Here is a 15,868-nt window from a genome sequence, read left to right as displayed (position 1 = left end):
CTAGTAAAAAGGCAGGAAATCATGTTCATAGAAACTCAAAGACTAAGAATTCAGCCGTTAACCTTGAAGCAGCTGAAGCTTTACGCTGCCAATGACGGCTCCCTGGAAAAAGAATTGGGTCTGAACTATTCTCCCAAAGAGATTGACTCAGACCTGGCCGATGCCCTTGAAAATTACTTTCTGCGTCTGTTGCCTCAGCATGAGGAGCAGTATTACTTTTATACCCTTTGGGCGATTGAGTTGAAGGACCAAAATGTGATGGCCGGAGATTTGTGCTTCAAAGGAGAACCGGAAGAGTCTGGTGAAGTGGAGATAGGATACGGTACTTATCCTGAATTTCAGCAGCTGGGCATCATGTCTGAGGCTATCGGTGGCTTACTCCAATGGTGTGCCCAGCGACCGGACATTTCTACTGTAATTGCGGAAACGGAAGTTGGAAACGCCGCATCTGAAAAGATTTTGGAACGTAACGGGTTTATCCGTGATTGCCAGGGAAGAGACAACACCTGGTGGAAACGCGAGGTAAAGGAACTTGTGATTTGAAAGTAGGTATTGAGGAGTAGTAACAGTTTTACTTTTTATAAACCAAATGCATTACTGAAGCAAAATTATCAGCAATACCTTAAATTATCACCTCTCCATTTATAATCCCTCTCGGTCAAAGGCATGAACCTTTACGTCGTGGGATTTCTTCACTTTTGTTTCTTTTCCTTTTTCAACCTCAACCCCTTGTTTAGTATCTAACACGCGGGTTTTGCGGCCCCAACCTTTCACAAAGGAGTTGTCTTTCACCTCGTCTTCACCCATACCTCCGTAAACAAAGACTTTGATTCCTCTTTGCCCATTCCCAGTCAGAATAAATTCATCCTCATCAGCCAGGCCGTGGAGGGAAATGGATTTTGTGTCTGTTTTCCTGAAAACACGGTCAAACACCAGCAACGGGTTTTCTTTTTCGCTGCCAGCTAATTGAGAGACCAACACCCGGGTGTCGCCGTTGGGCAGCCGCTCTACCAAAAACTTCTCTTTTTTATCTGTACCCGGCACCAAAACATTTTTTGAGAGTTGTTGGTACATCTTCTCGGCTATTTTGGGCAGTTGTTCTCTTCTGGAGATTAGTTTCTGCTGAATTTCTTTTCCAGTTAGGTTATAGGCCTGCGTAGGCAAAGCTTCAACAGCTTCCTTAATGACGCTGTCTGTCATTTGAGTTTGTAGTTGTTGGGCTAATTGCAGCCACTGCTCCAGCGTGACTTCGTTCAAGCAACGCTCATCTATAAACTGGGCATTTTTCAGGTACCCTTCGGGCGAAGAGACCCGGGCATGAAACGTCTTCATTTTCTTTAAAGGAGCCCATTTTAGGCTGAAAAGCCAGGGCACCAACCCATCGTCAAACTTGAAGAAAGCTTGGTCACGATCTTTTGGTACTGGTGAGTAGGTGGTAACATTGCTGGTGTCATACACCGCCCATTGCCATTGGCCCTCATGCCGATCCCAATCCCCAATTAATACATCAAAAAGCCGGGCTTTGGCAAAGGAAAGTTGGTCGGGCATGTGCGAGTGCTGCGAAAATCTTTTCTCCAGAAACTCCTTAGAATCTACCAGGTTTTTAGCCTTGCCAAGGTAGCTGGTGATGGCTGCCTTTCCTTCATACTTTTCCTCTAACAGAAATACTTTGTCCTGGAATTCGCCGGAGTTTTTTCCCAGTCCTTTTTCATTTTTTGGGATGTAAACGTACCGAGGATGGCTATGCGGAATCTGGGCCCCAGCCGCTAAAGCGGAAACCACAATGGCTCCGTAAGGATGAGCCGCAGAGGTTTGGTCCCGAAGCAGATTGGTAAGGAAGGATTTGCGTAATCCTTTAGGCAAGATGTCCTGGGGGTCTTTGTCTACAGATCTGAGGGCATACTGCTTTCCTGCTTCATTTTGCAACGTGAGGCTAGTTGTTTGAAAACCTCCACCTAATTTTTCTGGGCTAAGTCCCCCGTGCATTTTATCAATGTCCAGAACTGGTAAGGTAACGGGTTGTGCCCATACAGAGCGATAGTGCTTTCCCCAGAACACCTGATGCAGAAATCCTTTCTCATAGTGCTTCCCCGCAACCACCATAGCCGAATCCCATTTGGCATTACGTTCCTGCTCTACGGGGCCTGCCAAGGCTGAAGACTGGAAGTAATCTTTCTTGGCACAGCCATAGTTCAGTAAAAGAACGGACAAAGAGAAGGTCAGTAGTTTCCGCATATAGAAGCTTTAGATATTTGCCATACAGAAAGTGTACCACAAATGTTTTATCCGCATTATTATAGAAATAACAGTTTGTTGAGGTCCAACTACTTAGAATAGGAATTTGCCCCTAATCAGAACATAGGAACAGTGTTTTAGGTATAAATACGTACCTATGGTACATGCCCTTACTAAGTTTAGGAGAACCTTTTTGATTAAGCCCCAACTTTGGGCATGGATACTTTTCCTTCTTTCACCAGTCCCGGTCTATTCACAGCAACCAGATTCTACCATCACCATCGCCGCCGGAAAGCAGTACCTTAAAAGTGGGTTTCACAGGTTTTGGTGGGGCAGGCATTACCGAAAGGTGTGGGCAGAACCCGTGCAGGTGCCTTATTTTAAAATTAGTCAGTTCAATGGCGGAGCCACGCCCACCAAAGAAGGAGGCAGTTTTCAGACTAAGAACCTCCGCCTAGTAGATGCAGCAGGGCATGAGTATGTGCTGCGGTCTATTGATAAAGATCCTTCTAAAGCATTGCCTAAGGGTCTGCAGAAGACTTTCATCGCAAACCTGATGCGTGATCAAACTAGCGTTATCCATCCTTACGGAGCTTTCATTGTTCCGGCGTTGGCTACCGCGGCAGGCGTTTACCACACCAACCCAAAACTGGTGTACATTGCCGACGATCCTGGGTTAGGGGAGTTCAGACAGGAGTTTGCCCACATGATGGCTTTACTGGAAGAACGCCCAAACGGTAATTGGGAATCCCTCAAAAGCTTCGGAAATCCTAAGGACATTGTAAGCTCAAGAGATGCTTTTCAAAGCTTTGTGACGAGTCCACTAAATAGGGCCGATACCCACCAATACTTACTTTCCCGGCTGTTTGACATGTGGCTAAGTGACTGGAGCCGCCGCGAAGACCAATGGCGATGGGCCGTTCAAAAAGAAGGTGCCTTTACGCAATATGCACCCATTCCTAGAGACCGGGATCATGCCTTTTTTAAATTTAATGACGGGGTATTCACCAAACTGGTCAGCGTTTTCAAGCCCAATTACCAAAGCTTTGACCAAACCATTGTAGGCAAGAATGTAAAAGGCCTGATCAAAAGTTCGTACCAAATGGATGCCTATTTACTGGCCTATCTAATCAAAGATGATTTCAGACAAGCAGCCCTGGACCTGCAGCAAGAGCTCTCAAATGAGGTGATAGATAAAGCTTTGCAGAACTGGCCTCCTCAGATAAGGAAATTATCTGCCAACGAATTTGCTTCCAAACTAAAGTCGCGCCGTGCTAACTTGACCACTGCTGCTGCCACGTTCTATAAACTCCTGAACAAAGAGGTGCTACTACCTGGTACCGATGCCGAAGATAAATTTGTATTGGAGTTTCAGGTGGATGGAAGTTTACTAGTGCAACATTGGGCCGTGGAGGATCAGAAAAGCCGCTTGTTACACCAGAAAACTTTTTTGCCAGCACAGACAAAAAGCATCTCGTTCTATGGACTCGGCGGCAAGGACTCTTTTGTTATAAAAGGCAAAGGAAAGAACAAGATGAACCTACGGCTATACGGCGGCGAAGGAGCTGATAACCTAACGGTTGATTCTTCTTTGAACCTTTCAGGTGCGAAAATAAAGGTGATGGAGGAGGAAGACGGCAACGAGTACCCCCGGCATAAAAGCCTCAAAATGGAGGAGTATACCCCAGCGGCGCAGGAGTTCAACGGAGCGGGTTGGCTGTTGCGGCACCGCTTGCATTGATTCTCCTTTTATGCAGGCATTTTTTCAAAAACGGCCTTAAAGCGCGGCATTGAGGTCTTCTGAAAACACCAGAACTTTGTCCTGGTGTTTAGTACGCATGTACCCCCTGATGATTTGCTGGGTGTCTTTGTTGTCGTTGTAATATTTAATTACCCCTTTAAAGTCTTCCAGCGAGTTAGCACTGAACGATTCATCAATGTACCCAAAACCCAGGTACCGCCCGTTGTCCACCACCACTACCGACTTCTCCTCGGCATGGCGGCCTTTCCCAATGATAACAAACGAATCATAGTCATACTTAAAGGCATCAATAGATTCCATCACCCGTTGGTTATACTCTTCCGGCGATTCCTTGCCCACGCACGCGCCTTTACACTGGTGCACCTGATAGTCAAAACAAGGCCCATTTGATTTGTACAAGTCACACATCTTTTGACACAGGTTGTACTTAGCTACCCGGTTGTACAGAAAGTTCTTTGCCTGGAACTGGTTTGACATGGTCAATAGTGGCGGAACCTCTGTTTTAGCTTTCTGGAAAGTGAGCCGCAAATACCCCTCCTGGTCATAATAGGAGTAAATGCCAGAATGGTACACGCTCCGGCGTTGGGCCCGGTTATAGAAGGGTTTCCTTTTCTTGATCTCGTCAGACTCAAAAAGAAGGGCTACCAGTTCGCTGCCCGTGCGCTCATAAGTAATATTGGCGATGCGGTTCTTGAACTCAATAGATTTCTTGCTTTTGAAATCAATGTTAAAGTGCTGGATAATACGTTTCCGGATGCTCTTGCTTTTGCCCACGTAAATGATCTGCCCCGTCTCGTCATGGAAATAGTACACACCGGCCTCCAAAGGCAAAGCATCTACCATGTCTTTGGTGATGGCTGGCGGCAGCAGAGAAGTCTTAATCTCCTTAGAAATGGCGGAAGGCTCCAGCAGTTTGTCGTCCTGGGCGTCGTTTACCTTTTTCTCATCAATTTTAAGTAAACGGTCAAAAAGAATGGCAGTGGCTTCCGCATCGCCAATGGCCCGGTGGCGCATCTGCAGCGGAATGTCAATGCTCTTGCAAAGTTTGCCCAAACTGTAGGAGGGAAGCCCCGGCATCAGTTTCCTGCTCAGCCGCACGGTACACAAAGTTTTACGTTGGAAGGTGAAGCCCAGGTCTGCAAATTCCTTTTTTACAAACGAGTAGTCAAACCGCACGTTATGGGCCACAAACACATTTCCTTCGGTGATCTGCACAATCTGCTTGGCCACCTCATGAAATTTTGGGGCGTCTTTCACCATCTCATCGGTGATGCCGGTGAGTTGGGAAATGAAAAAGGGAATGGGCCGACCGGGGTTGATCAGGCTGTGGAACTGGTCTACTACCTTGTTCCCGTCATGGATGAAAATCGCGATCTCGGTGATGCGGTCTTCGGCGGGTTGGCCTCCGGTGGTCTCTATGTCTATGATTGCGTACACGCGCTCAAGTTAAGGTGAAAGATGGTTCAAAGGTGCTAACTTTATTAGAACCATAGATGGGGCAAGATCGTTTCATTCTCCCGTTTAGCTATCATTTTTAGAAAAGGGCACAAAAAAAGCAGCCTTTGGGGCTGCTCCTTCTGTTATTGAATAATGATTAGAAGCCTTGCTTCAGAGAAGTAATCATTTGTTTAGCGGCCTGAATTTCCTGTCTCTGGCGCTGAATAATGGTTAGCGTTTCCACCGGAAGTCCTTGTTCGTTCAGGGCATTGTCATAGGCTTTTAAGGCAGCCTCATCCCCGTTTTCGCACTCACTCAGGATAGCCTTATTATCGTTAGCCCCGATGGCTGATTTCAGGTTGATCCAGCCCCGGTGCACGGCGCCGGCTGCTTGTAAGGCCACGCCTTCTACTGTGGTTGTTTCTTTGGTGCTGCCTCCAAACTGGCGGGCGGTGCTTTCCAGTTCGCTCAGGAAAGTGGACCGTTGCTGCGCCAAGCGGTGGAATTCTGATTTCAGCCTTGGGTCTTCTACAGCGCCTGCAGCGGTTTCATAACCTTTGTAACCGTCACGGGCAGTTTCCACTAAATCATTAAGGGTGTCAATGACTTTGCTATTCACATTATCCATAGTTTTATACGTTTGGTGTTAACTAGTTTGTATATGAAACAGAACTTTTAAAACATTGTTTTTCAAGATTTCATGTGTCAGTACTTATACTAGTCTTATTCTATGGTGGTTACACGCTTTAGGTTGAGTTTGCCCAAACTAGGCGTTAAGCTGGTCCTTTCAATTGATTTCTTCTACTTTTTAGGCGCCGTAGAAGTTTATTTTCCTCAGGACCATTGTTCACATCGTTCAGTAAGAAGCCAAAGGGTTGTAGCGGTTCGTAGGCGTCAAAAATGACCTTCAGGATAGCAATAATAGGGATGGAAAGGATCATGCCGGGTGCCCCCCAGATCTCGCCTCCCAGAATCAGGGCCACAATGGCGGCGAAGGGGTTGATGCTTACTTTGGAGCCTACCACAAACGGGGTGATGAAGTTACCTTCCAGAAACTGCACAAAAGCGAAGATCCCAATCACGATCAACATTTGGGCGGCAGAACCCGTGTTCACAAACACGAACAAGGCTGGGAACATGGCACCTATTAAAATACCTATATAAGGGATGACAGTTAAGATTGCGGCCATCACCCCGAAGAAAATGGCATACTCCACACCCATGATCATCAGCCCCACTGAGTTCAGCACAGACACCACGGCAATCACGATGAGCAACCCAGACAAGTAGCCCTGCACCACTCGTTGGATATTGTCTACGGTTTCCATAAGCGGTTCTCTGCGGTCTTTGGTGATGAACTGGAACATGAACTGCCGCAAGTGATCACGGTAGTAAAGCATACAGAACACATAGATCGGAATCAGAGATAACACTGTAAGGGCACCAGTAGTGAGGGAGATGGTGCTTCCCAGGAAAGCGGTTCCTGTCTGCGTCACATTGCCAAGGGCTTTCTGCAGAAACTCGGTTTTGTTTGTGGGCTTAATCCCGAACCGTTCATACAGAAACGTCTGAAACTTGGCAAGGAGCAAAGAAAACTTGTTGTTGATCTCGGTCAACTCAGAAGAGAAGTTGCTGATTTGCGAGGATAAAAACCAGATGAGCAGACCAAGAATCACAATCACCACTATGAGGGAAATCACAATGGATACTGATCTGGGCAGACGTTTTTCCAATCCCCGGGCCATGGGCAGCAAGAGCAGGGCAAACAAAGCGGCAAAGCAGATTGGGATGAGCACCGGACTAAAGGTCTGTAGAAAGTGCAGGAGCAAGAACAGCCCTAGCAAAATGACGGTGTACTTAAAATAGGAGGGTAGTTTTATTTCCATGGTTTCATTTCGGTAAGGACCAGTGGTGTATGCAATAGTTACTATGCTAAAAAATTTAGTAAAACAACCTATTGTAAAGCAATTGTTTATATTTTTGGCTAAAATAATAAGCAAAAGAAAGTCTGTTGAATGAACTGCTAAGCCCTATATTTGGTTACAGGTAAATAGAAAACTTAGTTTTTTTCTTACTCTTAACCTAGGCAAAGAAGGTGAGTTTTGGACTTGTTTCCGCATTAAAATTGCCGTTTCAAGCCTTTAATGTCAAAGAACACGCAAATTTTCTTTTATTTTACCTAATTCTACTAAACCCAAAAGTCTTGTATGGCTGAATTGACTGATGTTACCTACAACGAGGATAGTATACGATCCCTTGATTGGCGTGAACACATCCGGCTGCGCCCGGGTATGTACATTGGCAAGCTAGGCGACGGCTCCTCTCCCGATGATGGGATTTACATTCTTGTGAAAGAGGTGATTGACAACTCCATTGATGAGCACATGATGGGGCATGGTCGCACCATTGAAGTAAAGATTTCTGACCACAAAGTAGTGGTGCGCGACTACGGTCGCGGTATTCCGCTAGGCAAGGTGATTGACTGCGTAAGCAAGATCAACACCGGTGGTAAATATGACAGCCGCGCTTTTCAGAAATCGGTGGGTTTGAATGGTGTGGGTACCAAGGCAGTGAACGCGTTGTCCTCCAGCTTCAGAATCCAGTCGGTAAGAGACGGAAAAACCAAAGTGGCCGAGTTTGAGCGCGGTGAGTTGGTAAATGATGAGCCGCTGCAAGATTCAAACCAGCGCAATGGTACCACTACGGTCTTTGTGCCTGATGATACCATTTTCAAAAACTACCACTTTATTCCGGAGTTCCTGGAAAACCAGATATGGAACTACGTGTACCTCAATGCAGGTCTAACCATCCATTTTAACGGACAGAAGTATTTGTCTGAGAATGGCCTGAAAGACCTGTTGAGCCGCAAAATTGCCGAGGAAACCATGCGCTACCCCATTATCCACCTGAAAGGGGAAGATATTGAGCTGGCCTTAACCCACGGCAATGATTACGGTGAGGAATATTATTCCTTCGTGAACGGGCAGTACACCACCCAAGGTGGTACGCACTTAGCTGCTTTTAGAGAAGCGGTTGTGAAAACCGTTCGCGAGTTTTATAAAAAAGACTACGACGCCACTGATATTAGAGGCTCTATAGTAGGCGCCATTGCTATTCGCGTTCAAGAGCCGGTTTTCGAAAGTCAGACCAAAACCAAGTTAGGGTCCATCAATGTGGGTCCGGATGGTCCATCTGTGCGGAACTTCGTGAACGATTTCGTGAAGGAGCACCTGGACAATTACCTGCACAAGAATCCATCTGTAGCTGAGGCGCTTCGCAAACGCATTGAGCAGAGTGAGCGCGAGCGCAAAGACATGGCCGGTATTAAGAAGCTGGCGAACCAACGCGCAAAGAAAGCGAACCTGCACAACAAAAAATTGCGTGACTGCCGATTCCACTTCGGCGAAAGCAAAGAGCTGGAGAAAGAAGCGTTGACCACCTTGTTCATCACCGAGGGGGACTCTGCTTCAGGTTCTATCACCAAATCAAGGAACGTTGAGTTAGAGGCGGTATTCTCCTTAAGAGGAAAGCCTTTGAACTGCTTTGGTCTGAAGAAGAAAGTGGTGTACGAGAACGAAGAGTTCAACCTTCTCCAGCACGCTCTTAACATTGAGGAAGGCTTGGAAGGCTTGCGCTACAATCGCGTGGTAGTTGCCACCGATGCTGACGTAGACGGAATGCACATCCGCTTGCTGTTGATGACGTTTTTCTTGCAGTTCTTCCCGGACTTAGTGAAAAACGGCCATTTGTACATTCTGGAAACTCCTTTGTTCCGCGTGCGGAACAAAAAAGAAACCATCTACTGCTACAATGAGCAGGAGAAACAGAACGCCATGCGCAAGTTGGGCAAGAACCCTGAGATCACCCGTTTTAAGGGATTGGGTGAGATCTCGCCAGAAGAGTTCGGCAAGTTCATTGGCGACAACATCCGTTTGGAGCCGGTGATCATGGGTAAGACCGAGCAGAACATCCAGAAGATCTTGTCTTATTTCATGGGCAAGAACACGCCGGAGCGCCAGCAGTTTATCATTGAGAATCTCAAGATTGAGAAAGATATAGTAGAGGAGGTATATGCTTAACGAAGAATTGGAAAACGAGAACAACCTGGAACTGGACGCGCAACTGGAAGGAGAAGAGACCATCCATGAGATAAGCTCTGTTTCCGGACTGTACGAGAACTGGTTTCTGGACTACGCCTCCTATGTAATTCTGGAGCGTGCTGTTCCTGCTTTGGAAGATGGTTTCAAACCCGTACAGCGCCGCATCATGCACGCCATGAAAGAAATGGACGACGGCCGTTTCAACAAAGTGGCGAACGTGATCGGGCAGACCATGCAGTACCACCCGCACGGGGACGCCTCAATTGGCGATGCCATCGTGAACCTGGGTCAGAAAGACTTATTGATTGAAACTCAGGGAAACTGGGGCGATGTGCGCACCGGTGACAGCGCGGCGGCACCTCGTTATATTGAGGCCCGCCTCACCAAGTTCGCTTTGGACGTGGTGTTCAACGCCCAAACTACCGAGTGGCAATTAAGCTATGACGGTCGTAAAAACGAGCCGGTTACCTTACCGGTAAAATTCCCACTTTTGCTTGCGCAGGGCGTGGAAGGGATTGCTGTGGGCTTGTCTACCAAGATCATGCCTCACAACTTTCGGGAGCTGATCAAAGGCTCTATAGACGTGCTGAAAGGCCGTAAAACTACCTTGCTTCCAGACTTCCCTACAGGAGGCTTGGCTGACTTCACCAATTACAACGGTGGGGGCAGAGGAGGCAAGATCCGTTTACGGGCTACTATTGAGAAAGTAGATAAATCGCTGCTCATCATTCGTGATGTGCCTTACGGAACTACCACCACGGCGTTGATGGACTCCATTGTAAAGGCTAGCGAGAACAATAAGATCAAAATCAAGAAGGTAGTAGACAACACCGCTGCCGAGGTAGAGATCCAGGTGCATATTCCACCAGGGATTTCACCTGACTTGACCATTGATGCGCTGTATGCTTTCACAGACTGCGAAGTCTCTATATCGCCGAACACCTGTGTCATCATTGACGAGAAGCCTCGCTTCTTGAACGTGGATGAGTTGTTGCGCATGTCTACGGTAAAAACCGTTCGGTTGCTGGAGCGTGAGCTCGAGATCCGGATGGGGGAACTGGAAGACAAGTGGCATAACTCCTCCCTGGAGAAAATCTTCATTGAGAACCGCATCTACCGTGACATTGAAGAGTGCGAAACTTGGGAAGCCGTCCTTGCAGCTATTGACAAAGGATTGGACCCGCACAAACCCTTGCTGCGCCGTGAGGTAACGCAGGACGACATTGTGCGTCTCACCGAGATCAAGATCAAGCGTATCTCCAAATTTGACTCCTTCAAAGCCGATGAGTTTATCAAAAAGCTGGAGGATGAAATGGCGGAGGTAGCTGATAACTTGGCAAACCTTACCCGGTACGCCATCAGCTATTTTGAGGGTCTTTTGGCGAAATACGGCAAAGGCAAAGAACGTAAGACACAGATCAGAACTTTTGATGTGGTGTCAGCCCAGAAAGTGGCCGTGGCTAACCAAAAGCTGTACGTGAACCGCAAAGACGGTTTCGTGGGCTATGGCTTGAAGAAAGACGAGTTCGTGTGCGACTGCTCTGACATGGACGACATCATTGCCATCCGGAAAGACGGTAAGTTCATGGTGTCTAAGATCAGTGACAAGATTTTCATGGGCAAGGACATCATCTACGTTGGCGTGTACAACAAGAATGATGAGCACATGGTCTACAACATGATCTACGTAGATGGAAAAACCGGTATCTCGTTTGCCAAACGTTTTGCTGTGACGTCCATCACCCGAGACAAGGAGTACGACTTAACCAAAGGAGAGAAGAACTCTAAAGTAGTGTATCTGACGGCTAACCCGAACTCAGAATCTGAGTTGGTGAGCATTACTTTGCAGCCGGCCAGCACTGCCCGTGTGAAACTGTTCGACTTTGACTTTGCGGAGCTGCTCATTAAAGGCAAAGGGTCACAGGGGAACATTGTGACCAAGCACCCAATTAAGAAGGTAACACAGAAAGCACTGGGTGAATCAACCCGCGGCGGACGCGAGATCTATTACGATGAGGTAATTGGCCGACTGAACACCGAAAATAGAGGAAGGTACTTGGGCTCGTTCAATACGGATGACTCTATCCTGGTGATCTACAAAGACGGGTCGTATGAGATGACCACCTTTGACTTGTCTAACCATTATGATGTGGCCAATATTGAGGTGATCCATAAGTTCTCGCCCGATTTAGTGGTGTCAGCCATCTATACCGAAGGCGAAACCAAGGTGTCTTATGTGAAACGCTTTGTGGTGGAGACTAGCACTATTGGCAAACGGTTTATCTTCATCAGTGAGTCTAAAGGATCTAAATTGTTGGCGGCCTCGGTTCATCCGGAGCCCAAAGCCGAGATTAAAATCCAGCGCGACAAAAAATCTGAGAAAGAAACTGAAAGTCTGATACTTAGTGACTTTATAGATGTGAAAGGGTGGAGGGCTTTAGGCAATAAACTTAATTACTTCAAAATCTTTGGGGTAACCATCCAAAAAGAGGAAGAATCGGAGCCAATTAAGGCAAAGAATAGCACAAAAGCAGTAAAGACTGTAAAAGTGGAGCCCAAATTAGTACAAGAAGCAACCGCTTCCTTTTCATCTGGAGACGAAGTCTTATTGGAAATGGACACAATACAACCCATTTTAGATTTGTCCGTAGAGACAGAACAAAACGGGGATCTACCTAAAGCTGTAAAGCCGCCTAAAAAACAGTTAAACCTATTTTAGGACTTTTTAAAAGTTATTCGTAGATTACCCTTACGTTGGACTAAACAGGATATCTGGGGGATTTGTATGCGGAGCACTTTTAGACTCGTTTTATTACTGATCACACTCATAAGTTTTCCGAACCTAAGAGCCATTGCTGGCGGACTAGGTTCGGAAAAACTGTTGTGGGAGGCAAATCAATTATTCCGGGAGTACAAGGACTCTGAAGCCTTGGAAAAATATGAGTTGCTGCTGGCTGAGAATCCAGAGCAACAAGAGGCTTTGATAAAAGCTAGCATTGTTTGTGGCCGAATTGGCTATCGGTTCTCAGATGACACCCACAAAAGTCTTTACTTTCAAAAAGCCTTGACCTTTGCGCAAAGGTCATTGAACTTGGACAGCCTTTCGGCTGAGCCTAACTATGTCATGGCACTTTCCTTAAGTAACCTTTGCCAATTGGTGGCTATTAAGGAGCGCATGGTGCAACTAAACCTTATCAAGTCTTACCTCGACCGGGCTCTGGCCCAAGACCAGAGACACGCAGGAGCCTGGCATTTGATGGGAAGATGGTCCTTCAAGGTAGCCAACCTTTCTTTTGCAGAGAAATCTGCCAACCGGTTGTTAACTCAGTTACCTCTTCCAACCTCCACCAATGAGTTCGCCATTCATGCTTTTCACAAAGCCATAGAATACGACCCCTCTAACCTACTATACTATTATGATTTAGCCCGGGTGCAACGGGAAGCAGATCTGAAAAGTGAATGTGTGGGCACCCTACAACGTGCTTTGGACCAAAAGCTAGTAACCACCGAAGATTTAGAGCTGAGCAGAAAATGTAAGGTCCTCTTACAGGAAGTACTAAAGGTGAAAGCCTGATCTTAATACAGATAGTTTAGAGCCTAAACATGAGAAAGGCACCCTGGTTTGGGTGCCTTTCTCATGTTTAGGCTTTTTTGTTTTAAGGCGGTTTTCAGGAAAAAGGGTGCAAAACTTAGAATTTAAATAGGGGTTTTTACCATTTACCTGTCTTCAGTGGGTGAGCTGCTGATAATTTTTAGCCTTCATGCAGCATTTATAAGTTTTTAGATAGAGGTTTTTGAATATAAAACCTTACAATTTTTTATATTAGGGTACTAATAATCATATGGTAAGAAAGATCTTGTTCTTTATTTTATTGGTGATGAGCTTTAGGGCAACGCATGCCCAAATCTCACCTATTACCGGTAAAGTAATAGATGCCGAAAACCAGAAGCCTCTTGATTATGTAACAGTACACCTGACATCGGCTAAAGTTCCGGTTTTCACCGATGAAGCCGGCCAATACATCCTCCGAAAATACGCTCTCACTGATACCATCACCTTTACATTGTTGGGCTATTTACCGGTTGTAAAAACACCTAAGGAGCTCCTGAATAACGGTACCATCGCTCTGGAACGGCAAAGCTATACCATCCAAGAGATAGTGATTCGGCCAAAGGAAAACCCCGCCTACAAGATTGTACGTGCGGCTGCCCGCAACAAGCACCTGTACTTGCCCGAGAACCAGGAGTCCATTCAGTTTGGTACCTACACCATCATGAAAGGGAATATTCTGGAGCGGGAAGCCACGGATAAAAAGAAGGGTTTCTCAAAGCGGTATGCCCAATTCCTGGATAGCTTAACCATCAGCGGGGCCTCTTCTAAAACCGCTTCTCTGCCTATTTTCCAGTCAGAGACGGTGAAGGAAACTTTTTTCAGCCGTAATCCGCGCCGGTCAAAAGAGATTCTAAAAGCCAGCAAGGTGGTAGGGGTAGGAATTGAGCGGGAGAGCCAGGTTGCCCAACTGCTGAACGCACAGGCAGAGCACTTTTCGCTGAACCAAAACTGGATGCGCATGTTTGACAAAGACTTTGTCAGCCCGATTGCCAACCAGTGGGACAACTACTATGATTATGACCTGGAGGATAGCGTGGAAACGGAAACCGGTAAAGTGTACCGGATTAAGATTCTCCCTAAAAGGTCTCAGGATCTCACCTTTGAAGGCACCATGTGGATTGCTGACAAAACCTTTTCCTTACGTCGGATAGAGTTGGGCTTAAATAAGAATGTCGCTTTAAACTTTGTCAAAAACCTGCATATCGTTCAGGCTTGGGACGATAAAAGCCCCTCTCTGCTACCAGTATCCAGCAAACGCAAGTTCCAGATCACGGGTCTGCCCGGCACCGATGTCCGGCTGTTTGTGGAATCTTCCACTACCTATACCAACCTGGTGATGGGGGAGCCGAAGTCGGAAGAGTTCTTTGACATGACCCACCAAATCAGTGACTCTGCCCTCAAGTATCGGGAAGAGTACTGGCAGACGGTTAGGCCTCAGGCCTTCTCACCCGAAGAGCAGAAAAGGCTAGAATCCATTGCCCAGATCAACAAGCTGCCTGAGATCCAAAGTGCGGTAAAACTGATCAGGATAGTGGTGGAAGGGCATATGCCTCTTAATGATAAATTTGAATGGGGACCGGTGTTTGGAACCTATGTTTTCAATAAAGTAGAAGGCCATCGGGTGCAGTTTGGCGGCAGAACCACCCAGGACTTCCATCCCAATTGGATCCTGAACGGCTATATTGGGTATGGTACCCGGGACGAGTCGTTTAAAAGTTTGTTTAATATTCGCTATGTGGCCAACCGGCAACAATGGACGGAGTGGGGCGTTAGCTACCTGAACGATGTGGGCCCGGCTTCCATGGACCTGAACAATGCCCAGTTGAACAGCCTTTTCTTCTCGGCCTTTCGGTGGGGTAAAATGAACTTCCCCTACCAGCAGGAGCGAATCCAGATGTGGGCCGAGCGGGAGTGGTTTCCTGCTTTCCGGCAGCGGGTAACGTTCAGGCACACCAATTATCGTCCTGTTTTTGACACCAAACCCCTAAGCGGAACAACTGACGTTTCCAAATACGCCGGCTTTAGTACCACCGATGTGTCTTTGAGCCTGCGGTTTTCCCCAGACAGGAAAATGCTCATAAGGCATTACGAGAAAATCTCTATTTCTAATTCCACGGCTCCTACCATTGGGTTAGATATTTCTGCTGGCTTAAGTGGAGTGATGAACTCTGACCTTACTTACCAGGAAGTTGCCCTTTCAATCGACCAGCGGGTGCGCGCCGGTATTTTTGGGTACGGTCGTTATTACCTGAAAGCCGGAAAAACGTTCACCAAGGTACCTTTGCCTTTACTGCAGGTGCCTATCGGGAACGAGACTCCTTTCTTTATTCTGCACGGGTACAACCTGATGCCGTTCTTCGCCTTTGCCTCTGATGAGTATGTCTCTTTGAGGTATGACCACCATTTTGAAGGGGCTTTCTCTATCACAAACAAACTACCGCTCCTTAAGAAAACGAAGGTTCTCCTGGTGGCCGGCGGGGCAGTGCTCTACGGAAGGTTAACAGACAAAAACAAACCCGCTGAACCTTTGGATGGTCAGGAAACGATGAACTTCAGGAGCCTGGGGAAAGACCCGTATGCCGAGGTAAACGTAGGCCTGAAAAACATCTTCCAGTTGTTGAGGGTAGATTTAGTGCATCGGTTAACCTATAAAGAACTGGATTCGCCTTTGTGGGGAGTGAAGGTATCGGTCTCGGTGAACCCTTAAGGTTTAATGCCCGT

At 46.9% G+C, this 15,868-nt stretch carries 10 protein-coding genes; 6 read left to right on the top strand and 4 right to left on the bottom strand.

Going from position 1 to position 15,868, the window contains the following annotated elements:
• The first annotated feature begins 21 nt into the window (after positions 1–21).
• Positions 22–543 carry a GNAT family N-acetyltransferase gene (locus ACW9SV_RS12995; protein ID WP_479557196.1) on the top strand — a complete coding sequence of 174 codons (522 nt, stop codon included), beginning with the start codon at positions 22–24 and terminating at the stop codon, positions 541–543.
• A 99-nt stretch (positions 544–642) separates the two neighbouring features.
• Here ACW9SV_RS12995 and ACW9SV_RS12990 read toward each other — a convergent pair whose 3' ends face one another.
• Complete coding sequence (locus tag ACW9SV_RS12990; RefSeq protein WP_479557195.1) at positions 643–2,235, bottom strand: hypothetical protein; 1,593 nt, start codon at positions 2,233–2,235, stop codon at positions 643–645.
• Positions 2,236–2,428: 193 nt separating this feature from the next.
• On the opposite strand from ACW9SV_RS12990, the gene ACW9SV_RS12985 reads away from it, so the two are divergent.
• On the top strand, positions 2,429–3,976 hold the full coding sequence (locus ACW9SV_RS12985) for a hypothetical protein (protein WP_479557194.1): 1,548 nt from the start codon (positions 2,429–2,431) through the stop codon (positions 3,974–3,976).
• 36 nt (positions 3,977–4,012) lie between these two features.
• On the opposite strand, the gene ACW9SV_RS12980 is transcribed toward ACW9SV_RS12985, so the two are convergent.
• The 3 genes from ACW9SV_RS12980 to ACW9SV_RS12970 form a co-directional block, all read right to left on the bottom strand.
• Complete coding sequence (locus ACW9SV_RS12980; protein ID WP_479557193.1) at positions 4,013–5,434, bottom strand: exonuclease domain-containing protein; 1,422 nt, start codon at positions 5,432–5,434, stop codon at positions 4,013–4,015.
• Between the two features lie 157 nt (positions 5,435–5,591).
• Entirely contained in the window at positions 5,592–6,062 is a 471-nt protein-coding gene (locus tag ACW9SV_RS12975) for a ferritin-like domain-containing protein (protein ID WP_479557192.1), read from the bottom strand.
• Positions 6,063–6,207: 145 nt separating this feature from the next.
• Positions 6,208–7,320, bottom strand: coding sequence for an AI-2E family transporter (locus ACW9SV_RS12970; RefSeq protein ID WP_479557191.1), 1,113 nt, complete (start codon positions 7,318–7,320; stop codon positions 6,208–6,210).
• A gap of 321 nt (positions 7,321–7,641) precedes the next feature.
• Here ACW9SV_RS12970 and ACW9SV_RS12965 point away from each other — a divergent pair, with 321 nt between their 5' ends.
• From ACW9SV_RS12965 to ACW9SV_RS12950, 4 genes are all read left to right on the top strand, one after another.
• Positions 7,642–9,513, top strand: a complete 1,872-nt coding sequence (locus tag ACW9SV_RS12965) for a DNA topoisomerase IV subunit B (RefSeq protein ID WP_479557190.1) — start codon at positions 7,642–7,644, stop codon at positions 9,511–9,513.
• Entirely contained in the window at positions 9,506–12,253 is a 2,748-nt protein-coding gene (locus ACW9SV_RS12960; RefSeq protein WP_479557189.1) for a DNA gyrase/topoisomerase IV subunit A, read from the top strand. Before ACW9SV_RS12965 ends, ACW9SV_RS12960 begins: the two co-directional genes overlap by 8 nt.
• 210 nt (positions 12,254–12,463) lie before the next feature.
• Positions 12,464–13,108 (top strand): hypothetical protein, encoded by a 645-nt coding sequence (locus ACW9SV_RS12955; protein WP_479557188.1) that lies wholly within the window; start codon positions 12,464–12,466, stop codon positions 13,106–13,108.
• A 268-nt stretch (positions 13,109–13,376) separates the two neighbouring features.
• The gene (locus tag ACW9SV_RS12950) at positions 13,377–15,854 is read left to right on the top strand and encodes a DUF5686 family protein (RefSeq protein WP_479557187.1); all 2,478 of its coding nucleotides are present in this window, start codon (positions 13,377–13,379) and stop codon (positions 15,852–15,854) included.
• Positions 15,855–15,868: the final 14 nt, after the last annotated feature.

The sequence above is a fragment of the Rufibacter sp. JT20002 genome, assembly GCF_056491185.1.
The sequence above is the reverse complement of the archived record's forward strand: the minus strand, read 5'-3'. Positions and strand labels throughout refer to the sequence as shown.

Excerpts from the sequence above, each read along its gene's own strand:
- ACW9SV_RS12990 (WP_479557195.1), bottom strand. The coding sequence starts at position 2,235 with ATGCGGAAACTACTGACCTTCTCTTTGTCCGTTCTTTTACTGAACTAT.
- ACW9SV_RS12970 (WP_479557191.1), bottom strand. The coding sequence starts at position 7,320 with ATGGAAATAAAACTACCCTCCTATTTTAAGTACACCGTCATTTTGCTA.
- ACW9SV_RS12960 (WP_479557189.1), top strand. The coding sequence starts at position 9,506 with ATGCTTAACGAAGAATTGGAAAACGAGAACAACCTGGAACTGGACGCG.
- ACW9SV_RS12950 (WP_479557187.1), top strand. The coding sequence starts at position 13,377 with ATGGTAAGAAAGATCTTGTTCTTTATTTTATTGGTGATGAGCTTTAGG.
- ACW9SV_RS12995 (WP_479557196.1), top strand. The coding sequence starts at position 22 with ATGTTCATAGAAACTCAAAGACTAAGAATTCAGCCGTTAACCTTGAAG.
- ACW9SV_RS12975 (WP_479557192.1), bottom strand. The coding sequence starts at position 6,062 with ATGGATAATGTGAATAGCAAAGTCATTGACACCCTTAATGATTTAGTG.
- ACW9SV_RS12965 (WP_479557190.1), top strand. The coding sequence starts at position 7,642 with ATGGCTGAATTGACTGATGTTACCTACAACGAGGATAGTATACGATCC.